This window comes from Vibrio sp. B7 (assembly GCF_963888765.1).
In the GTDB taxonomy this organism is placed as follows: domain Bacteria; phylum Pseudomonadota; class Gammaproteobacteria; order Enterobacterales; family Vibrionaceae; genus Vibrio; species Vibrio anguillarum.
The window spans coordinates 261,558-283,309 of record NZ_CAWPKR010000037.1; the positions used below are offsets into that span (position 1 = coordinate 261,558).

Below are 21,752 nucleotides of genomic sequence, written 5' to 3' on the forward strand. Positions count from 1 at the left end.
GCAAAGCGAGCCACTAGGCTCGCTTTCATTTTCTTCACCAACAATACTCGCTGCAGAGCCTTACTCTTTAATCAGTTCACTGACTGTACCAACCACACTGTCCGCGGCTTTTCTCATTTCATCAATCAGCTTTTGCGTCTCTTCTAGTTTGCTGTTACATGCCGTGACTTGGCCTTGAATTGCCCCCATCATAGAGGTAGAACTGTTGGTCAGTTCGCTATTGAGCTTAACAATATTACCAATTTCATCGGTCGCTTTGGTGGTATTGGAGGCTAATGAGCGCACCTCATCAGCAACCACCGCAAAACCCCGGCCATACTCCCCGGCACGTGCAGCCTCGATAGCGGCATTGAGCGCCAGCAAATTAGTCTGTTCTGCTATGCCTGTAATGGTGGTTACAATTTTGGTGATTTGCTGCGACTGGTTGGCCAGTTGCATCATCGATGTATTCGCCTTAGTAATCGCGTTATCAATCTCTTTAGCAATGGAAGCGGCTTCGGCTAGCGTTCCCGTCCCGAGTTGAGCAATATGTACCGTTTCTTGTGAGGTGTGATGCGCCACTTCTGCTGCATCTTTAATCGCCCGAGCTTGTTGTACTCGTTGCGTGACATCGGTTGCAAACTTAGTCACACCAATCACTTTATGCTTTTCGTTAAAGATGGGGTTATAAGTCGCTTCTAACCAAATTTCATCACCATGTTTTGTAAAACGTTTAAATAATCCCGTTTTAAAATGACCACTGGCGAGCGACGCCCAAAAATTTGGGTTCTTTTTATAAAATTCATCATCACAAAATAATCGGTGGTGTTTACCAACGATTTCTTGCAATTTGTACCCAACACAGGACAGAAAGTTTGGATTCGCGTCTACAACCGTCCCATCGGGAGTGAAAGAAATCACAGCCATTGACTTATCGACAGCTTCAAATACGGCCACTTGTCTATCCAATTTCTCTTTTGCAGCAGTTACATCACTGGCAATCTTCACCACCTTAACCACTTTTCCTTGCTCATCTTTTACTGGGATGTACGTAGCTTCAATCCACACTTTATTATGGCTTTTAGTTAAACGGCAAAACGTACCCGCATGAGTTTTACCTTGCGCTAAATTTTGCCAAAGTTGACTATATTGAGGCGCATTAACAAATTCACTTTCACAGAACATTCGATGATGCTGGCCCACCACTTCCGATAATGAATAACCCAACACTTGTAAGAATGAGGAGCTGGCAGTCAGAATATGTCCTTGTGGATCAAACTCAATATAAGCCATCGTGCGTTTTATTGAATCAACCACCAGTTCATCACTGCTCTTTTTAGACTGTTGATTGCTGTTTGGCTTCCGACTAAACAAACCCATAGTTTTTCCTTAGTATTAGAGCGGCTGATATAGACGTAATGGCTTGCTCTCATCAAACGCCTAAAACCTACCTATTTATTGTTGTATAAGATGTATAAATAAACGATTTAAGCATAGTCTGTTACTTCTCAATTAACCACACGACTTCAGCAAAACGGCTCAATCCTCGTTGACTGATCTTAGGGTGATTTTCATCAGCATCGTCACGAAACAGACACGTCACTTTGCAGTCAGTGAATAACGACTCAACTTCATTTTTGGCGACACAGAATGGAGGGCCCATCATTTCACTTTGAACGTAATCCAGCGTCACAAGCAGCACCCTTCCGCCCTCTTTTAAGAGTGAAAGCAAGCGAGTAACGTACTCCTTTCGCATTTCAGGGGGCAGCGCAACTAACGCCGCTCGGTCGTAGATAAGCTCAACCGCTTTTAGCGGCGCACTAAGGACATCTCCGGTATAAATCATCAGTTCATCAAACTGATACAGTTCATGCGCTCCATTTAAACGAGTGACCGTTGGCGTATAAAAATGCTCGGCAAAAAAGGAACGAACGGCAATTTCACTCAGCTCTACACCCTGAACCTGTTCATGCTGGGAAGCGAGCCATATCAAATCTTCACTTTTTCCGCACAATGGTACAAATACACTTTCATTTCGTTGAGGTGAGAGTTGAGGCCAATATTCGATCAACAATGGGTTCACATCTTCTAAGTGAAATCCTATTTGGTTGGATGCCCATTTCTTGTGCCAAAACTCGGGATCTTTCATTATCTTCGTACTCTACGATTAAAATCTACAGCCAGACAAAGTACATGCTACTGACTAATAAGTGAATCCCCAACGGGTTAAACAAACAGCACAAAGACAGATAAAGATGTTCATATTTGGTTCATCCTCATTAGATACACTTGGTAACACATCAAATTGAACAGATAGCCTGGCGAGGCGTCTGAAGATAAGACCTGTGATAAAGCGCAAAATTATAGATTAATTGTTCCACGAGCTATTGAGTTGACTTTGTTTAGCCCAAGATCTCATAGCAAGCGACTCTGGTTATCACGTGTTTAGGTCTATTTTGGTTTCACCTTTTACCTAGACTAAGTTAAGGAGAATGAATGAGCCTATTTTTACGTACTACGGCACTGATGCTTTTAGTACTAAGCAGAGCCCCTGCCTTTGCAGCCGTTCCGTTCAATTCAGAAAGTGATGCCAAAGTTGGTGAATCGAAAAATCAACTCTCATCTAAACTGTTCAAGCATAGTTTAAGCGGTTTATATGGCATCCAGTCCACCAACAACCAGCCTTTGCAACCCTACAACGACTTTGAAATTCTCTACAGTAAAGCTCACCAAGCTCAACGTGAACTTGAAACATTGTGCAGAAGTACTGCTTTACTGACATCAACAGAGGCTCACTTTTCTGGCGTGAAATCACGTGACCGAGCATTAAGTAAAATAGAACATGAATTAGGTGGACGAGCTGATAGGATCACAGATTTAGCCAGAACAACTCTTGTGGCAAATGATGTGCCAAGCTTAGTCGAGGCTTATGAAGTATTAAGCCGAGAAGCCAGCATCGTAAAAGTAAAGAACCGCTTTAAATCGCCTGCCGCATCAGGCTATCGTGATTTAAACTTACTGGTTCAACTTCCTAAAACCAATGTTATTGCAGAAGTACAATTACATCTTAAAGCCATTGCCGATGTGAAAAATGGCCCCGAGCATCGTTTCTATGAACAGATCCAGAAGTTTGAACGTGTCGCCGCATTAGAGAAGCGAGCGTTACATGATATTGAAAAGGCGCAAATTAACCAGTTTCGTCGCCAATCTATCGAGCTCTACCAAAACGCCTGGCAGCCGTATATCACCACTCATATTCAAGCAGCCTAATACGTTCAGAACCCTTAACTCACTTTAAACAGAAAAAAGACCACGCATAGCGTGGTCTATTGCTCGGTCTATTTTTCGACATTAATGTTCTCGACTCGGGCTTTTAATTTCTGCCCTGGGCGGAACGTTACGACACGTCGAGCGGAGATAGGAATATCCTCACCTGTTTTTGGGTTTCGACCCGGACGCTCGTTTTTGTCTCGTAGATCAAAATTACCAAAACCAGATAGTTTTACCTGTTCGCCACTTTCAAGCGCCTTGCGAATCTCTTCGAAAAACACTTCAACCGTTTCCTTGGCATCCCGTTTACTGTATCCAAGCTTTTCAAACAGGTTTTCAGCCAATTCGGCCTTTGTGAGCGCCATAAAACTTCCCTCAAAGCTATGTTAAACCTTGCTGCTTCTAAGCAGCGCCAAAGCATTTTCGCTTAGCCAATCAATAAGATATCGGCTTTACCTGAAAAGTGTATGCCAAGCTTCTGATTTTCGCCAACTTTTTTATTCGCAACAATATTAATAGTTTCATCAAAATAAGCGCATATACTGGCTGCATTTATACAATTAGACGTCGAAGATTGAGAAAAAACACTGACAATTTAGTTAGTTATATTATAACGGCCAACATTTTTAGAGTTTCATACTATTTTGAATGGATATCGATTTCTGATAAAAAAATTTATAACCTGTTAAATCATAGACTTGTTTAACACTAACTTGTCACTAAATTGCATATAAAAAAGCAGGCCCAACTTGAACCTGCTCAAATATACTTAGGCTACTTTCTGAATTAGTCGCGCAGGGCTGCACCAAACTGTGCCGCTACTGAAGTCACAATCGATTCAACAGCGCTTGCAATATCGGCTTCTTCTAAAGTACGTTCAGTCGATTGAAGCATCAACGCAATCGCTAAACTCTTCTTGCCCTCTTCAACCCCTTTGCCTACATAAACGTCAAACAGCTTCGCCTCTTTTAGAAGCTCACCACCAGCGTTACGACATGCATCGACAATATCACCTGAAGCAATGGCGCCATCAACAACCAGTGCTATATCACGGCGGTTCGCTGGGAACTTAGACAGTGATGCAGCTTCTGGAATTACACGAGTGTTCACAGCTGACCATTCAAGTTCAAATACGATGGTGCGGCCATTCAAGCCAAACTTACGCTCAAGCTCTGGATGAACAGTGCCTATCACCCCAATAATCTCACCATCGACAACGATGGCGGCCGATTGCCCAGGGTGCAGCGCTGGGTGTGCAACAGAAGTAAAACTGTAAGCTTTGCCGTTGGCGGTTAAATCAAGAATGGCTTCCAAGTCACCTTTTAGATCGAAGAAATCAACCGTTGCGGTGTCCATGTTCCAGTGCTCTTCACCACGAGTACCGGATATTACCCCCGCGAGCATAGGTTCTTGGCGCATACCGTTCTCTGCCGAAGCATCAGGAATAAAACGCAAACCATATTCAAACAAACGAACGCGTGGCTGCTGGCGTTTCTGGTTATGAACCACGGTATTTAATAAACCTTGGATCAAGCCCAAACGCATCGCCGACATATCAGCAGAAATAGGATTAGGCAGAATGAGTGGTTCAACATCTGGAACAATCAGTTTCTGCTGCTCTGGTTCAACGAAGCTGTAGGTGATCGCTTCATGGTAACCACGGTCAACTAACAAATGACGAACACGCTTAAGTGGCAAGTTTGCTTCTTGGTGGTCATTCATGCTCAATGCTGCAACGGGAGCTTGATTAGGGATATTGTTGTAACCGTAAATACGGCCAATTTCCTCAATCAAATCTTGCTCAATCGCGATATCAAAACGCCACGTTGGCGCGGTAGCAACCCAACTTTCTGCGCAACTCTCAACACTCATACCTAAACGTTTTAGGATTTCAACCACATCAGCATCCGCAATGTGATGACCAAGCAAACTGTCCAGTTTAGTGCGACGAAGTGTGACTTGATTTGGTTTAGGTAAATCCGTTTCAGACTCAACACTAACCACAGGTGCAACTTCACCGCCACAAATATCAACCAGCAGCTGAGTCGCTCGTTCCATCGCACTGGCTTGCAACGCGTAGTCAACACCGCGCTCAAAACGCATGGATGAATCAGTATGTAGGCCATAGCTACGAGCACGACCGCGGATATGGTCTGGTGCAAAGAAAGCACACTCAAGCAGTACATCTTGGGTTTCTGAGCTAACGCCTGAACCTTCACCACCAAAAATGCCCGCAATGGCTAATGCTTTATTGTGATCGGCAACAACCAGCGTATCGACATTCAACTTAGCTTCTGTACCATCGAGTAGCGTAAGTTTTTCATCCTGCTCGGCCATACGAACAACAATACCGCCTTCGATCTTGGCAAGATCAAAGGCATGCATCGGTTGGCCTTGTTCAAGCAAGATATAGTTAGTGATATCAACCACTGGATCAATTGAACGTAGACCACAACGGCGTAACTTCTCTTGCATCCAAAGCGGTGTTTGGGCTTGAACATTAATGTTTTTAACCACGCGACCAAGATAACGCGGACAAGCGGCCGGTACTTTCACTTCAATAGAGACTTTATCTTCAATTGAATTAGGAATAGCGATGACCGATGGCTCAGTGACATCAATGCGGTTCAATACACCGACTTCACGAGCAAGGCCACGAATACTAAAGCAATCTGCGCGGTTCGCGGTCAAATCGACATCAATAGTCACATCATCTAAGCTTAGGAATTCGCGGAAATCAGTACCAACGATGGCATCTTCTGCAAGCTCCATAATGCCAGCGGATTCAACATCAATCCCTAGCTCACTGAATGAACAAAGCATGCCGTGAGAAGGTTGACCACGTAATTTTGCTTTTTTAATCTTGAAATCGCCGGGCAGTACAGCACCAACAGTCGCTACCGCCACTTTTAAGCCTTGGCGGCAGTTTGCTGCACCACAAACGATATCAAGCAGTTCTTCCTCACCCACGTCAACTTTCGTTACACGCAGTTTGTCGGCATCTGGATGTTGACCACATTCCACAACGTGACCCACTTTGACGCCAGTAAATTCACCGGCGACAGCAAGAACGTCATCGACTTCCAAGCCTGCCATTGTAATTTGATGTGTAAGTTCGTCAGTCGTAACCGCAGGGTTAACCCACTCACGAAGCCATGATTCGCTGAATTTCATTGTGTTTACCCTTGAATTACTTGAATTGTTTGAGGAAGCGCAGATCGTTCTCAAAGAACGCGCGTAGGTCGTTGACGCCATAACGAAGCATCGTTAAACGCTCAACACCCATACCAAATGCAAAGCCAGAATATTTTTCAGGGTCAATACCAACACTGCGCAAAACGTTCGGGTGAACCATGCCACAGCCTAGAACTTCAAGCCATTTACCATTTTTACCCTTCACATCTACTTCCGCAGAAGGTTCTGTAAATGGGAAATAAGAAGGACGGAAACGCACTTCAACTTCTTCTTCAAAGAAGTTACATAAGAAATCGTTCAAAATACCTTTAAGCTGAGCAAAATTGACGTGCTCATCAACCAACATGCCTTCAACCTGGTGGAACATTGGTGTGTGTGTTTGGTCGTAGTCATTACGATATACGCGGCCCGGCGCAATAAAACGAAACGGCGGTTGACCATTTTCCATAGTGCGAATTTGCACACCTGACGTGTGTGTACGCAACATTAAATCTGGATTAAAGAAGAAGGTATCGTGATCAGTACGTGCTGGGTGATCGGCAGCGATATTCAACGCATCAAAGTTGTGGAAGGCGTCTTCAATTTCAGGGCCAGATTCAACATGAAAACCAAGCTCACCAAAGAACTGCTCAATGCGTTCAACTGTGCGAGTCACTGGGTGTAAGCCACCATTTTCAATGCGGCGTCCAGGCAAAGTAACGTCAATCGTTTCAGCCGCTAGTTTGGCTTCTAACTCTGCTCGCTGCAAAGCATCTTTACGCGTAGCAATGGCGTGTTGCACTGTCTCTTTCGCAACGTTGATCTCTTGACCTGCAGCGCGACGTTCTTCGGGTGGCAATTTACCTAGGCTCTGTAGCTGAGTGGTTAACTCACCTTTTTTACCCAAGTACTGAACACGCACTTCATCAAGTGCGACTAGCGAATCGGCAGCATTAATCGCTGCGGTCGCATTAGCAATAATCTCTTCTAGATGTTGCATCGTTTCCTCATCTACCTGTAGGTAGTGTCCGTATAGGATGTTTTTGTATTTTTCAGATAGCTGCACATAGTATCGAAAGCCACCTCTAAAGCCAAATTGAAATGATACTGAGGCTTGCTCTTGAACAAAAAAACGGCATTATTTTTGCCGCTCTCTTGATATTACCTCCCTCCCCCCAAACAATAATAAAAACATGACTATTTTTAAGAAGAAACGATGAACATCACGATAACACCAATCAAACCACAAGATGATCCGGACATTTGTAAAATTATCCAATCTGTAGGTGCTGAATTTGGAGCCATCGGTGAGGGTTTTGGCCCATCTGATGCTGAAGTGGAAAACATGAGTCAACATTATAATACGCAAGAGAGAAGCAGCCTTTATCTGGTAGCCAAACGTGACGGCATCATTGTCGGTGGAGCAGGTATTGCAGCCTTTCATCATAGCCAACGGATCTGTGAGCTAAAAAAACTCTTCTTATTACCAGAAAGTCGCGGTTTCGGGCTAGGAAAAATGCTCAGTGAAGCATGCCTATCGTTTGCTCAAAATGCAGGTTATCAATCTTGCTATTTGGATACGTTATCTAGTATGACATCCGCCATTCAGTTATATGAAAAGCTCGGATTTATACATTTGGATCGACCAATGGACGGCACTGAGCACAACGGCTGCGATGTGTGGATGCTTAAACAGCTGTAAATCATCGCATCTGCTTATACAAAAAATGCCTACCGAACGGTAGGCATCAAAAGCAGTTGAGATTTAATGCTTAAGTTTTAAAACTTAGAAGAAGTATTTTAGACGGATACGCATGCCTAGATCTTTGTTTTCTGTGTCGTCTACTTTCGAGTAGTAAGTACCTAGATAAACAGAGAAATCTTCCACATCCATCACATTAGCAAATTGGTAAGAAGCATAAGTGGTATTTACCTTCTCGCTAGTACCTTTATCAACATCACCATAGACATGACCTAGACCAAAGCCTTTAAACAGTAAGTTAGCACCGATGGTCGTATCTTCTTGTTTAGTTTTGTCGAAATCACGGAACGCATAGTTCACGTTGATAGAAAGATCGTTAGTAGAATAGTTAACTGTCGCGCCATAACCAAGGAAATCATTCGCAGCATCTTTATCATCTGCAGTCAGATTGGCTTCTAAACCAGCAGCAACACGAACTGAGTCAACGATTTGGTACGCAACAACTGGGCGTACGAACACAGCATTTTTATCCGCTGTAGTCGCATTCTTCTCAAATTTGGTAGAGAGTTCAAAGTAAAGATTATCCGCTGTCTTACTAAAACCGACTTGGCCGTTATCGCCACGACCACGAGCCGCATTCGCTCGATACGGTTCTGCTGTTGCGTATTCAAGCATAGTATCTTGACCAACAGGGAATAGATCAAATGCTTCATAACGACCTACTCTCAATTCCCAGTTATTTGCTTGACCAAATGCAATCCACGCATCATCAAGCTCAACATCACCCGTTGTTTTAAGTAAAGGTTGTGCTTGTGCTTTGATATAACGGTCACCACTCACACTGCGCTCACCAGCGATTTGAACCAAAAGACGACCGTCTTGATTTAGCTCTTGCTTGTCAGTGGCATTTTTATCACGAAGGTTGATATCGAACTCAACATCACCGCCGATTGAGAAAACACCTTGTTCACCTTCAACACTGATACCTGCGTTTGCTTGTAGTGCGGCTGAAATTAGAATTGCGGCAAGAGAAAGTTTACCAGAGGTAGCAAAATTCATTTTTTATACTCCATCGACCTTATGGTCATCATTATCATTATGTTGGTGCTTGACACCTTGAATCTCATCCTGAGATATAGGTAATAAAATTAATGAGTTAAGTTCAGATTCACCGGGGGAAGTAGCACGCTACTTTGGTAATCATGAATAACTCAATCTCTTTATTACTCAGCAACCACTGCTTATGTATTCCCTTAACGTTGCTGACGGGGATGGAGTTTACATTCACCAAATCAATGTAAAAATAGATCAATGTCACATTAGGAACCGTTCCCATGAATGGGTTATTGATAAGTTTATATAAATCACGCTTTTGCAAATAATTCACACCATAAATTAAATGTTGGCACGAAAATTATGTGAAGTAGGCCGAAATTTCACATCACAAAATAATAACAACTCAAGATAAAGGTTGCTTTATCAAATTATTAACATTCTAGAATTGGGGATGGAGAGTAAAAACGATGCGAGATTTGACCATAAATTGAAGCACTGCTGTTTGATGGTGATGGCGTTGCTTAAAATATTTCAATTTCACGTCCGAAACCGTCAACGAATATAGTGAACGTAGGGGGGGGGATTTACCCAATTTCTGCTAGGGCTTTAATTTGGAGCGACACACGAGGTTCGCTTTCTTTTGAACTAAAAGCGTGACCTCAACCTTGGCAAGGTTGCTCTAAAACGATATCGTTGGTTGTGAACTGGCTGGTGAGATAGAGATGAAAAAGCCCCAGCATTTCTGCTAGGGCTTTAATTTGGAGCGACACACGAGGTTCGAACTCGTGACCTCAACCTTGGCAAGGTTGCGCTCTACCAACTGAGCTAGTGTCGCATACTGCATAAGCAGTAAAAAGATGGTGCCCCGGGCCGGACTTGAACCGGCACGACTCGAAAGTCGAGGGATTTTAAATCCCTTGTGTCTACCAATTTCACCACCAGGGCACGCAATTCTACATTGCGATGCTGTTTACAAAATTTAGTAACACCATCTTTAGATACTGAACGTTAAGTTCAACACCTCAAAATTTGGAGCGACACACGAGGTTCGAACTCGTGACCTCAACCTTGGCAAGGTTGCGCTCTACCAACTGAGCTAGTGTCGCAATGGAGGCGCGTCCCGGAGTCGAACCGAGGTCCACGGATTTGCAATCCGCTGCATAGCCCCTCTGCCAACGCGCCCCTGTAACATCAAGGGGTTGGGTTGTTTCTTCCGTTCCTCTCAAGTACGGGATGCATTCTACGCATTCGATTCGATGAGTCAATATTATTTTTTTAGTTTTTAAATCGTTTGGCTATTTTACATTCAAAAAGGACAGATTTAGTTAATTTGATAGCAAAATTCACCACCTTTTACACGAGATAACTGTGCTTTAACTAAAGCAATAATGCATGTTGTGAAAGGGATTGTAGAAATTGGAGGAACAAAAAACGGGCCTAAGCCCGTTTCTTAATGATGTTCTGCATTGAGGAGGTCGTCTTTAGCTGCCGCCAAGTATTGAACCATTGACCAATAGGTCAAAATAGTGGCGATGTATAACGCTGCATAGCCGACCCACACCATCCAATCATCATAACGCCAAATCAGTACCCACAATGCAAACATTTGGGTGAGCGTCTTAACCTTCCCAACCCATGAAACGGCCACACTGGCTCGTTTACCAATTTCCGCCATCCATTCTCGCAACGCAGAAATGATGATTTCACGGGCAATCATTGTCACGGCTGGAATCGTTATCCAGAGACTGTGGTAATGGTCGGTGATCAAGATAAGAGCCGTCGCAACGAGCACTTTATCCGCTACTGGGTCGATAAAAGCACCAAAGCGAGAGGTTTGCCCAAGTTTTCGCGCAAGCATGCCATCTAACCAATCGGTAAAACCCGCTATCCAAAACACCATTGCCGCAGCAAAAGGGCCCCAGCCGTAAGGCAGATAGAAAACAACGACAAATACTGGGATAAGGAAAAGTCGTAATAAAGACAAAATATTAGGAATATTCAAACGCATATTTATAGGCTCTTATCGATTGCGCGGTTATGTTGCGTTATTTTTCTTATTGTTTCAATGCTTGATAAATGTTTTCAGCTAAAGAATGGCTAATACCGGGCACTTTGGCGATTTCTTCAACAGTGGCTCTTTTTAGCTCTTGCAGCCCTCCCATATATTTCAGCAGTGCTTGCCGGCGTTTAGGCCCAACCCCTTCTATGCCTTCCAATGTACTGGTACGCCGTGTTTTACCTCGTTTGGCTCTATGCCCAGCAATGGCGTGATTATGACTTTCATCGCGAATATGCTGAATCAAATGCAAAGCTGGCGCATCACTTGGCAGGTTAAATTCATTGCCATCGGTTGTAATCAACGTTTCTAGCCCCGGTTTGCGGGTAACGCCTTTGGCGATACCAATCATCACCGGTCTTTTCGGCCAATCTTGCCAATGGCTAGAGATGATCTGCAAAGCTCGATTCAATTGCCCTTTACCACCATCAATGAAAATGACATCGGGGATTTTTTCCACGTCAAGCTGCTTGGAATACCGCTTATCTAACACTTGTCCCATTGCAGCGTAATCATCCCCACCAGTAATTCCCGTGATGTTATAACGGCGGTATTCTGGTTTAACAGGCCCTTCTTGGTTAAATACCACGCATGAGGCGATCGTGCTCTCTCCCATGGTGTGCGAAATATCAAAACACTCCATACGCTCTATGCTATCCAACCCTAAAACAGCTTGAAGTGCTTTAAAACGCTGGTTGATCGTCATTCTATGGTTAATTTTAGCCGTTATTGCGCTCAATGCATTGGTATTAGCCAATTTTAAATATTGAGCACGCACACCTGTTGGGCTGATGTGGAAAGAAACTTTACGCCCGACCAGGGTCTGTAATGCTTCTTGCAGCGGCTTTTCATCCTCTAGCAGACCCGCATTTAAGATCACTCGACTTGGGATCGTACGCGCTTCATTGTGACTTAAATAATACTGTCCTAAAAAGCCATCAAACACCTCTTCTTGAGTCGTGTTAGCCGGAATTTTAGGAAAATGGCTACGACTACCCAATATTTTACCTTGGCGGATCATCAAAATATGGATGCAAGCGATGCCATTTTCTTGGGCAAATCCCAATATATCCATGTCATCCATCGTCTCTTCAGAAACAAACTGTTGTTCTTGGACTCTTCGAATGGCTTGGATCTGGTCTCTAAATTTAGCGGCATTTTCAAACTGCAGTGCTTGGCTGGCTTGTTCCATTTTTTGCACCAATGTTTCAAGTACTTGGTTATCTTTGCCTTGCAAAAACAATCGAACATAATTAACCAATTCAGCATACTCTTCATCCGCAATGATATGACTCACACAAGGTGCAGCGCAGCGGCCAATTTGATACATCAGGCAAGGACGAGTCCGGTTGCTATAGACGGTATCTTCACATTGTCTTACCGGAAATATTTTTTGGATGAGGTGTAACGACTCTCGAACCGCACCAGAATCAGGGTATGGACCAAAATACTCACCTTTGCGCTTTTTCGCGCCACGGTGCAACGACAAACGAGGGTGCTTATGCCCACTAATAAAAATATACGGGTAAGATTTATCATCTCGCAGCAGCACATTGTATTTAGGCAAATATTGCTTGATGTAATTGTGTTCAAGGATCAACGCTTCCGTTTCAGTGTGAGTAACGGTGACATCAATTTTATCGATATGGCTGACTAACGCGCGCGTTTTCTCACTGTCGATTGTTTTTCGAAAGTAACTAGAAAGGCGTTTTTTGAGGTCTTTGGCTTTGCCAACATAGATGATATCAGCCTCGGCGTTATACATTCGATAAACGCCGGGCTGATGGGTAACGGTTTTAAGAAAAGCGACCGAGTCGAACAAAGAAATCACTAAAGCGTCTCTGTGTCTAACATTCCGTGTCGAATAGCTAAATGGGTCAGTTCAACATCACCGCTGATCGCTAACTTACTAAACAGTCGATAGCGATAGCTATTTACTGTTTTGGGGCTAAGACTAAGTTGCTCGGAAATATCCGTCACTTTTTGCCCTTTGGTAATCATCATCATAATCTGCAGCTCTCTTTCCGAGAGATCAGCAAATGGATTGTCAGAAGCTGGCGAGAATTGGCTTAATGCCATTTGCTGTGCGATTTCAGGCGAGATATAACGCTGCCCGCTATTCACAATGCGAATCGCGTTGACCATTTCATCTGGGCCTGCACCTTTGGTTAAATAACCCGCGGCTCCAGCTTGCATCACTTTGGTCGGAAATGGATTTTCCGTATGAACCGTTAACACGATGATTTTCACATCTGGATTAAAGCGCAGAATTTTTTTTGTCGCTTCCAAACCGCCGATACCAGGCATGTTCATATCCATTAAAACAACGTCGACATGATTACTGCGACACCATTTTACTGCTTCTTCACCGCTGTCAGCTTCCCCTACTACGTTCATTCCACGGACGTCTTCAATAATACGTCGTATCCCTGTGCGAACCAGCTCGTGATCATCTACAAGGAAAACACTTATCAAACTTGTATCTCCACACTCATCTATTGGCTCTGCACCCACTGAATCGTGGATAGCAGCATCGCAGCCCACATTAATTAGCTCACAATTGGAAATTAACTCACAATCGGGTAATTAACTTAACATTAGTTTTTACTCACACTGAATATGTGCTCAAACCCCAAATTTGGCAAGTACTTATTTGTTCGGCTAATCATCCAATGAGAATCCATTAACAAATCAAAAGCTTAATTATATTAGCAGAGATGCCGCACGACTTTTACATGATTTTTTGACAAATTTGAACCTAAACATAAAAATGCAACCAGCCTCATAAAAATACAAAACCAAAACAAATCATAAAGTTAAAATGCATACACCATACCAATTAACGGTTATTTGATCTCCATCGCCCGCTTACTCACCTCACTGAAATTCGTTATTTACCTCGTAGCTCTGATATGATGCCCTCCCCCAAGGTTACGACTATTTGGATTTATTACGCTTGGTTATTCAACACGGTTTTTTACTTACTCGCCATGCAAGAGACCTTCATGGCTCGACTCATATTGAGTTGTGGTTGAGTACGCCTCAAGGTCCAACCCAACTGATTATCCGTGGTGAAAAACCCGTTTTCTTCATACCACAGAAAGATGTGCCACAAGCGCAAAAATTAGCGTTAGAGCGGCAGCTCTCTATCGAATTAAAGACATTGGATTTGGAAGATTTTGAACATACCCTCCTAGCGGGTTGTTATTGTCAAACGATTCAAACGCATGCTGAGTTTTCGGCACTACTAAAGCAACATCATATTCTGACGTTAGAAGATGATATTAAGCTTGCCGACCGCTTTCTTATGGAGCGTTTTCTTAAAGGCAGCATTGAATTCACTGGACGGCTTACCCAGACGTTTTCCCACTCAAAAATAGAACAGGCGAAATGTCGACCGGGCAACTATCTTCCTCATCTGAAAGTGGTTTCGCTGGATTTAGAGTGTTCTGAAAAAGGCATTCTCTACTCGATTGGTTTTGATAGCCCAATGGACAGCCGCGTAATCATGATTGGTGAGCCTGAGCCTTGCGATACCCCGATTCAATGGGTGAAAGACGAATACGCATTGCTCAACACTCTCATCGATTGGTTCACTGAGTTCGACCCTGATGTAGTAATTGGCTGGAGCGTTTATCTGAACCTGCATATTTAACGATCTTTTATTGACCAATTCTTAACCACCTGCTTAAGTCAACATAACACTACATCGTATAAATGAATGCAGAGATTATGTGGAAAAAGATCAAAGTCACGGGGATTCGAAGTGCAATTGGTATTATCGATACCTATTTTGTAGTTCGTGATGACATACCATTTGGAACTGAAGAACACTTCCACGTTCCTGCCTCCCTATATCTTCTTCTAGGATCAGCAAATGGTGTGAAGTTAAGCACACAAAAAGATCGCGCGAGTGACTTAGTTCTCTTTTTTAATACCCTTGAATTCCCCAATGATCCACGGCAATTTCCTTTAGATTGGAAGCTGTTAACTGGTAATGACCAAGCAGGCTATTTAGGTTACCTAAGAACTGAACGAGAGAATAGCGAACCAACTATTCTAAGGGCAATTTCGTCAATACGTCCATTTTATCTATTCGCTCGTGACACGTTACCGATCCTAGATTCACACACAGCATACTCTTTCCCATATCTTAAATACCGATCCCGTAAAAGTATAATTTCAAACACTCTCACCCCAAGAAGGATCAAGTCACAATATATAGATCGGCTACTTTTCGAGGTCATTGAGGCAAATATAACTGGAAAAAGTAAATTCACTCGAATTCGGAATCTCATTGGAATACGCCTAGGGAGAAACAGTGGTTTAAGAGCGCATGAAGTCACGCTAGCAGGAAATTTTAGCACTGGTGAGTTGCGTACTAATATTGCTGAGATGCGTGCTCGTGGTGAATCTTCAATAGAGATCGATATTATCTCTGAAAAAGGAAATAAAGAGCGACCAATCGTTATCAAGAAAAACGACGTAGCATTAATTGAGCGCTTTCTAAATGGTCCTCGTCGAAAGCTGCCTGAGGGAGAGCTCTTATGCCGTTCGGATGGACTCCCTTTTTCTAGCGACAGCACTCCTGCGACAAAATGGTTCAAAGACACACTAAAAAAAGCAATGCCAACATTACTATCCAAATATTACGATTTCTGCTCAAATTCTGACCGAAAGTTCATAATTGCTAAGAAATCGCTCAGGGAGTTGAGCTTCCATTCTGGAAGACATAGCTATGCAACTGATCTTGTAAGTGAAGCCTATGAGGCAGGAACCGACCCGAATGAACTTCTTTTGATTCGCCTTGGGCATGTTAACAAATCAACTTTATCGGTCTATATAACCGTCGAAGCCATTCTGGTAGGTAGAGAGACTAATAAATCAGAGCTCGATATATCAACACAGGATAAGTAATGAAAGATAAAAACAAAAATTGGTTGTCTGACTATGCTCCTGCTGAAATAGCCCCATTAAATAGCGATCCAACGACGGCACGGATCTCTATTCTTAGTTCGCATAGCCGCATAGAAGATAAAGTAACAAGAGTTGAAAATCTGACAATTCCTCCGAAGCTTATTAACGATCCTTTATGTTTAGCGTTAATTTCCTATTGTAAATCTGAAGACTTTTTAAGCCAATCACCAAATACACGTAAAAATAAATATGATCATTTCAGTAATTTATTTCTTTTTCTTGATAAGCACTATGGTGAGCAGCGTATGTCTGATGTGACAGGCATTCATCCAGACTATATCAGCTACAGAAAAAAAAAGGGACAAAATATAAGTTCTTGTATTTCTACAATTAACGTAGCACTTAAGTGGTACATAGAACAAAAAAATAATGATCCAGAGCATATAGCAAGAGTTAAAGCTACACAAACTAGAATACCCAAAATTTCACGCAACCCTAGTAAGCCAAGACCTGCACTGTCTGACCTCATTGAGTCAATAGAATATGATGATGTAATATTAATTAAATCACTCAGAGATTTTTCTGTTGTCATGCTAAAAGTAATGAGCGAACAGAGGGATTATTTACTATCATTCCCAGAAATAATTGAAGCTAAATCATCACTGCCTAAATTAAGTAAAGACGTACGAGAATTAATTGAACGAGGAGTTAATAGCTCATATAAAGTATCATTTGACTTAACACAAAAGTATATTAAGCCAATATGGGATGCAATATCATCATCAAATGACGGTTTACTGATAGAACGTATGCTATTAAATTGTAGTTACACTCGCTCATACATACAAAACCGTGAAGACCCCATAACTCAGGAAGAGCAGAAAGAATTTCTAGAGCAACATTTAAATAGTGATGGTTCACTGAGGTCTAATAGTAGTGACTATTTTTACAAAGTAGCGAAAAAGAGGAACATTGTAAGCGCCGCGAAGCTTTCTAACCTTTCTTATGAATCATTATCCCAACCTACGAAAGTAGAAGAAGTATTAATATCCTTACTCCTAGCAAGTGAACGAATACAACCGTCGGGGCAGTTTGAACTATCCATAGACAATTATTACATCACAGGTGACAGTGGTTCGTGGGATTTTAGCAAAAAACGCTCTATTGCAAAGGAGCATCCTTCAAGGCTCTATACTATAAATTCTTTAGTCCATCATACCTACTTAAAATACATTCAGTTTTGTAGCTCAATAGATTCTCAGAAATTTTCGGTTGGGAGGTCGTTGCAATCAACTCAGGCAAGGTTAACTTTTCGTTGTGGTACTGAGTATGACCCTTATCTTTCTGTAGCTCTCAAAGGTTCTTATTTAAGAAATTGGCTATTTAGAACACATCCCACAACTAAACCATTCATTGATCTTTTAACCAAAATCTGCGAACACAACGATCCTTTATACAATAGCTACGGCAAACATAAAAGAGGAATGAAAAGTATCTCTCTTTCATATGTAGCGCAATCTGTAGCAATTAATTCTAGAAAACGAAATATACGCACAAAACAAAGCGCATATGAGAGATATGGGCAAAGTACTGTAGAGGCGGCACTTGATGCACACACACCAGAGATCAAAAAAAATATCTATATCAACAGAAGTGAAACCATAACAAGAATTAACGAGCGAAAATGGTTTTCTGAGATTGTCAGTGAGGAAATGGTTGCGGATGCGCTTAATATAAAGGCAGTTCTTTCAAACTCAGATACAAATGTAATGTCATTGTCAGAAGCTCGAAAAGTTTTAGGTTTTAAGGGGATCAAGCCTGATTCTGATGAAATCTCTAAGCTAGGCGACTTTATTGATGAATGTGCAGAGACGAACTACAAGACAGGATATTTTGCTGATGTAACCTTAGAATCAAAAAAAATAGTAGTGGAAATTCCTATTACAGCTGCTCTCATGCTTTCTTATCAATCCGAGTTAGAGAAAGAGTTCAAAAAGGATACATACGTTTCGAATCGTAGAAAAGCCTACATGCTATCTCGTTACCTGTATGTCGATGAAATACTCAACGAATTTGAGCCATTGGTTATTGAACAAGGTAAGAAATTGTTGGAACAATTTGCAATTCCCTCACCACCTATATTTGTGGAGAATTTATGATTTTTGATCAACATAGTAAAACAAATCAATTTGATCTCAACGCCTCTACAAATCAATATCGAAACAGTTTTGGAGATCCTCTCTGGTGCCTAGAGGATGAAGATGGAAAAATAAAGGTAGTTGATTTTCTGGAGTGGAAATGTAGCGATGATAAAATTGTTTGGGCACAGTCATTTATCCTCAAACGTGCTGATGGTTACGTTAATGCACAACAAAAAATAGTAATTAGTGATTTGGGAACTTGGAATCCTATAATTAACAAATTACGGGGGTTTTGTGAGTATTGGGAATCTAATAACCCCACCATACCCTTATCTAGATGGACCCAAAAAGATATTATTAAATTTATTAAGGAGGTGATGACATATAGAGATGAGGACGGTAATCAGTGCGTCAAACATCATGGTCAGGAAGAGGGTTATAGGCATATCTTGTACCGTTCATATCAATATTTCACTAGTTCAGCAATCATAGACGGCCTAAGGGTAGTTGTTACTCGACAATTTACGGGTGCTATTCTTGAACCATACCTAAAGCAATCTGGTACGACTTTAGCTACGTGGCTGAAAGGCGGAACTTTTGGAACTATCCCTATCGAAAATGGAATGGTCGTATTGGCTCATGCGTTAAACTTACTAAAGTCGAAACGAGCTAATGCCGCAAGAGCATTCTACAACTTCATGAGGGAAAACCAACCTACAAATCCAACTACGATATTATCTTTAAGGGAAAATCTATTCCCAGAAAACAGAAATTGTCCTCGATCTGGAACATCAAGAGGGCCACGCAAGAAAAATATAAGAAAGCTTAAAGATCTCTTAGAAGAAAAACTCGATGGAGAATCGCCAGACCTATTTACAGAGGGGAATCTGGGTGATTTTGTGGTTCAACTCTACAATGCAGCAAGTTACATATTATTAGTCTTGAGCGGCTTCCGTCTAAGTGAGTGGGTTACCTTTAAGGCGAATGATTTTCAAAAACTGCCTGATGGTACTTGGGAATTTTGCAATGAAATACACAAGACGAACCATTCGATAAAATCACCAAGATATCTTCATAGCATGGCAGTGCTTGCCGTTGACACCCTCATCGAGTGCTCCTATGTTGATAAAGTCTCAGAGAACGCACCTGTATTTATCAGAACTTTCAGGACCCACAGCTTTGTTAGTAAGAACAAAAGAATGCCAAAACTTTCCGAGATATTAGACAAGAAAATTTGGGGAGAACATCCAGATATTACCATTCGATCCGGATTTGATAAGTTTTATAGTGAAACTATCAAGCAACACCCCGAACTGGCCAAAATCCACAATACAACCACGCCCCACCAAGCAAGACACCTTTGGGCAGAATATACCATTCGTCGATTTGATGGTGCAGTCATAGATTTAATTACTGAGCACTTCAGACATCGATATTCCGACAATTTCATTAGATCTTATTACGAAGACGCACTTCGTGAACGTGAACGTGATGATATAGAACTCGCTTATATCGAAGATATTTTACGTCGAATTGGTAGCCGTGATGAATCCTTATCAGGCTTTTATGGTCCTGCGGCAAAACGTGCTCGAAATGAATTAAGAAAAGCTCTTCTTATTTCAACCGACGATTTTGACTTTGTGCTAGCAAGCTTAACTGAGAGTATCATAATTACCGTTGATGAGTGGGGATACTGCTTACTTAGGAAAGATGAAGAGAGTCTGGCAAAATGTTGGAATAAAGACCTAGGCATGATAATGGTTGAAGAATCTCGTTCTTTTGAAATATGCGGTAGCTGCCCACATAGCTGTAACACCAAATTACAGAGAAATGGGATAGAACGCTCTCTAATCGCCCACGAGGAATTTATCAAGGCTTTGCCTGCAGAGCTATCTCGTCTAGCAGACTCAAGCAGAAAACATATTAGAACAGGCGAGATTCGATTAAAGGCGATGGATGATGAGTAGACTTTTAAGGTATGAAAAAAAGAGCAGTTCCTCCCTACATGAACCTGATTGGCTTGCCTCTGCAACTCCACTTCAAAAAATGCTTTATTTAGAAGCAAAAAAACAATTCGATGCCAAAAAAGCCGCAATCGAATCAGGACAAACTTCTGAAGGAAAAGATCGCAAGATAGTTGCTTCGGAAGTTGCATCTGCAGCTAAGTGCGACAAAAGTAATATCAGCAAGCGGAAGAATCCAGATCTTCATAAGTGGATCACAGACCACACCGAGCAATTAATCGCTTTAGCTCAGGTAAAGCGTCAATCTACCGTATCCCGCCGGAAAACAGCAGAGGAGGTTCGGAAGGAAAACCAGTTGATTAAGAACCAAATTAAGACTGATAGAAATCACGATTACGTTGCGATTGCTGAAGCCTTACTTGGTTGCACTCTAATTGAATCTCACAAAAATCTATCTGATGAACTGGCTGAGTTACGACACGAAAACCAAACTCTACAAAATCAAGTTGCTGAATTGCGCGAAACAAATAGACAGTTAATAAAATCCATTAACATCTCAAGTAAGAAACATGGCATATAATATATGTTACGCAAAAAGCATCAGAAAATAGAACTAAAAGAATTGTTTTACTTGTACTAATTCAGACCTGATCTGACAGTTACCCATTTTTCGACTTGGTGCCTGTCAGATTATATCTGGGCTAGATTCTTTTCAGCCCAGATTGATTTCCCATCCTCTAATGTCTCTATTGGCGTTCTGCCACAGCACATTTTTCCTTGATGGGTACGATGATTGTTGTAGTAGTCCATCCATTCGTCCAGATCTTTCTGTAACTCTTCTATTGAACCATACAGTTTCTTTCTGAATGTCACTTGGTAGAACTCATTTAATATGGTCTTGTGGAAGCGCTCGCAGATACCATTTGTCTGTGGCGACATCGCTTTCGTTTTCGTGTGGTCGATATCATTGATGGCAAGATAGAGTTGGTAATCGTGCTGTTCAACACGGCCACAGTATTCAGTACCTCGGTCAGTCACGATCCTGAGCATAGGCAGCTCATGTGCTTCGAAGAACGGGAGCACCTTTGTCATTCAACATATCAGCAGCCGTGATGGGTGTTTTTGTCGTGTAGAGCTTAGCGAAGGCGATTTTGCTGTAGGTATCAACGAACGTCTTCTAATAGATGTGTCCAACACCTTTAAGGTTGCCGACATAAAACGTGTCTTGAGACCCGAGATAGCCTGGGTGCGCTGTTTCAATCTCACCACAAGCCTCGTCATCATGTTTCTTGCGCTCAAAGGCTGCAACTTGCTCGTCCGTTAGAATGATACCGTTCTCAGCGACCTGTTTTTCTAAGGCAATAAGTGCGTATTTCGGTGATTGCGAACGCTTGTTTCGGTTTATTCCGAACACCTTAACCAGCACTTTTTCTCTTTCCCTATTTTTACTCTAAGTGTTCGGATTGCGCCAGTTTTCTCATTGATTCTCCTCC

The 21,752-nt window shown here is 42.1% G+C and carries 15 protein-coding genes, 4 tRNA genes and 2 pseudogenes; 7 read left to right on the forward strand and 14 right to left on the reverse strand.

Going from position 1 to position 21,752, the window contains the following annotated elements:
- Window positions 1–60: 60 nt before the first annotated feature.
- Together AACV32_RS14845 and AACV32_RS14850 are read right to left on the reverse strand one after the other, a co-directional pair.
- Complete coding sequence (locus AACV32_RS14845) at window positions 61–1,359, reverse strand: methyl-accepting chemotaxis protein (protein WP_170895361.1); 1,299 nt, start codon at window positions 1,357–1,359, stop codon at window positions 61–63.
- A 121-nt stretch (window positions 1,360–1,480) separates the two neighbouring features.
- A complete protein-coding gene (locus tag AACV32_RS14850) occupies window positions 1,481–2,128 on the reverse strand; it encodes a thiopurine S-methyltransferase (protein ID WP_170895362.1) in 648 nt (215 codons plus the stop codon).
- Between the two features lie 347 nt (window positions 2,129–2,475).
- Between AACV32_RS14850 and AACV32_RS14855 the strand changes: the two genes are divergently transcribed.
- Window positions 2,476–3,249, forward strand: coding sequence for a phosphoribosylglycinamide formyltransferase (locus AACV32_RS14855; protein WP_017044849.1), 774 nt, complete (start codon window positions 2,476–2,478; stop codon window positions 3,247–3,249).
- A 68-nt stretch (window positions 3,250–3,317) separates the two neighbouring features.
- Here the strand turns inward: AACV32_RS14855 and ihfA are convergent, their stop codons facing one another.
- From ihfA to pheS, 3 genes are all read right to left on the reverse strand, one after another.
- Window positions 3,318–3,614: an integration host factor subunit alpha gene (gene ihfA, locus AACV32_RS14860; protein ID WP_010319630.1), complete on the reverse strand. Its 297-nt coding sequence runs from the start codon at window positions 3,612–3,614 to the stop codon at window positions 3,318–3,320.
- A 421-nt stretch (window positions 3,615–4,035) separates the two neighbouring features.
- Entirely contained in the window at window positions 4,036–6,423 is a 2,388-nt protein-coding gene (pheT, locus tag AACV32_RS14865; RefSeq protein WP_170895363.1) for a phenylalanine--tRNA ligase subunit beta, read from the reverse strand.
- Window positions 6,424–6,439: 16 nt separating this feature from the next.
- The gene (gene pheS / locus AACV32_RS14870; protein WP_017044058.1) at window positions 6,440–7,423 is read right to left on the reverse strand and encodes a phenylalanine--tRNA ligase subunit alpha; all 984 of its coding nucleotides are present in this window, start codon (window positions 7,421–7,423) and stop codon (window positions 6,440–6,442) included.
- Window positions 7,424–7,639: 216 nt separating this feature from the next.
- Here pheS and AACV32_RS14875 point away from each other — a divergent pair, with 216 nt between their 5' ends.
- Window positions 7,640–8,125: a GNAT family N-acetyltransferase gene (locus AACV32_RS14875; RefSeq protein ID WP_170895364.1), complete on the forward strand. Its 486-nt coding sequence runs from the start codon at window positions 7,640–7,642 to the stop codon at window positions 8,123–8,125.
- 84 nt (window positions 8,126–8,209) lie between these two features.
- On the opposite strand, the gene AACV32_RS14880 is transcribed toward AACV32_RS14875, so the two are convergent.
- The 8 genes from AACV32_RS14880 to uvrY all read right to left on the reverse strand — a co-directional run bounded on the left by AACV32_RS14880 (window position 8,210) and on the right by uvrY (window position 13,712).
- Window positions 8,210–9,184 carry a carbohydrate porin gene (locus AACV32_RS14880; protein WP_017044852.1) on the reverse strand — a complete coding sequence of 325 codons (975 nt, stop codon included), beginning with the start codon at window positions 9,182–9,184 and terminating at the stop codon, window positions 8,210–8,212.
- Between the two features lie 756 nt (window positions 9,185–9,940).
- Window positions 9,941–10,016: transfer RNA gene (locus AACV32_RS14885), tRNA-Gly, on the reverse strand.
- A gap of 23 nt (window positions 10,017–10,039) precedes the next feature.
- Window positions 10,040–10,126: transfer RNA gene (locus AACV32_RS14890), tRNA-Leu, on the reverse strand.
- A gap of 85 nt (window positions 10,127–10,211) precedes the next feature.
- Window positions 10,212–10,287, reverse strand: a tRNA-Gly gene (locus tag AACV32_RS14895).
- Window positions 10,288–10,289: 2 nt separating this feature from the next.
- Window positions 10,290–10,363 (reverse strand) — tRNA-Cys (locus AACV32_RS14900).
- A gap of 268 nt (window positions 10,364–10,631) precedes the next feature.
- On the reverse strand, window positions 10,632–11,189 hold the full coding sequence (gene pgsA, locus AACV32_RS14905) for a CDP-diacylglycerol--glycerol-3-phosphate 3-phosphatidyltransferase (protein WP_017046228.1): 558 nt from the start codon (window positions 11,187–11,189) through the stop codon (window positions 10,632–10,634).
- Window positions 11,190–11,235: 46 nt separating this feature from the next.
- Window positions 11,236–13,068, reverse strand: coding sequence for an excinuclease ABC subunit UvrC (uvrC, locus tag AACV32_RS14910; RefSeq protein ID WP_017050355.1), 1,833 nt, complete (start codon window positions 13,066–13,068; stop codon window positions 11,236–11,238).
- A complete protein-coding gene (gene uvrY / locus AACV32_RS14915) occupies window positions 13,068–13,712 on the reverse strand; it encodes a UvrY/SirA/GacA family response regulator transcription factor (RefSeq protein WP_026028128.1) in 645 nt (214 codons plus the stop codon). The genes uvrC and uvrY overlap by 1 nt, the downstream gene beginning before the upstream one ends.
- A gap of 481 nt (window positions 13,713–14,193) precedes the next feature.
- On the opposite strand from uvrY, the pseudogene AACV32_RS14920 reads away from it, so the two are divergent.
- From AACV32_RS14920 to AACV32_RS14940, 5 genes and pseudogenes are all read left to right on the forward strand, one after another.
- Window positions 14,194–14,871: pseudogene (locus AACV32_RS14920) on the forward strand (DNA polymerase II); the annotation flags it as partial.
- A 98-nt stretch (window positions 14,872–14,969) separates the two neighbouring features.
- On the forward strand, window positions 14,970–16,154 hold the full coding sequence (locus tag AACV32_RS14925; protein ID WP_115339878.1) for a site-specific integrase: 1,185 nt from the start codon (window positions 14,970–14,972) through the stop codon (window positions 16,152–16,154).
- Window positions 16,154–18,313, forward strand: coding sequence for a hypothetical protein (locus AACV32_RS14930; protein ID WP_170895365.1), 2,160 nt, complete (start codon window positions 16,154–16,156; stop codon window positions 18,311–18,313). The genes AACV32_RS14925 and AACV32_RS14930 overlap by 1 nt, the downstream gene beginning before the upstream one ends.
- Window positions 18,310–20,262: a hypothetical protein gene (locus tag AACV32_RS14935; protein WP_170895366.1), complete on the forward strand. Its 1,953-nt coding sequence runs from the start codon at window positions 18,310–18,312 to the stop codon at window positions 20,260–20,262. The genes AACV32_RS14930 and AACV32_RS14935 overlap by 4 nt, the downstream gene beginning before the upstream one ends.
- Window positions 20,252–20,839 carry a hypothetical protein gene (locus AACV32_RS14940; protein ID WP_198300426.1) on the forward strand — a complete coding sequence of 196 codons (588 nt, stop codon included), beginning with the start codon at window positions 20,252–20,254 and terminating at the stop codon, window positions 20,837–20,839. The genes AACV32_RS14935 and AACV32_RS14940 overlap by 11 nt, the downstream gene beginning before the upstream one ends.
- Before the next feature lie 110 nt (window positions 20,840–20,949).
- Here AACV32_RS14940 and AACV32_RS14945 read toward each other — a convergent pair.
- Window positions 20,950–21,634 (reverse strand): annotated as a pseudogene (locus AACV32_RS14945) (integrase core domain-containing protein); the annotation flags it as partial.
- Window positions 21,635–21,752: the final 118 nt, after the last annotated feature.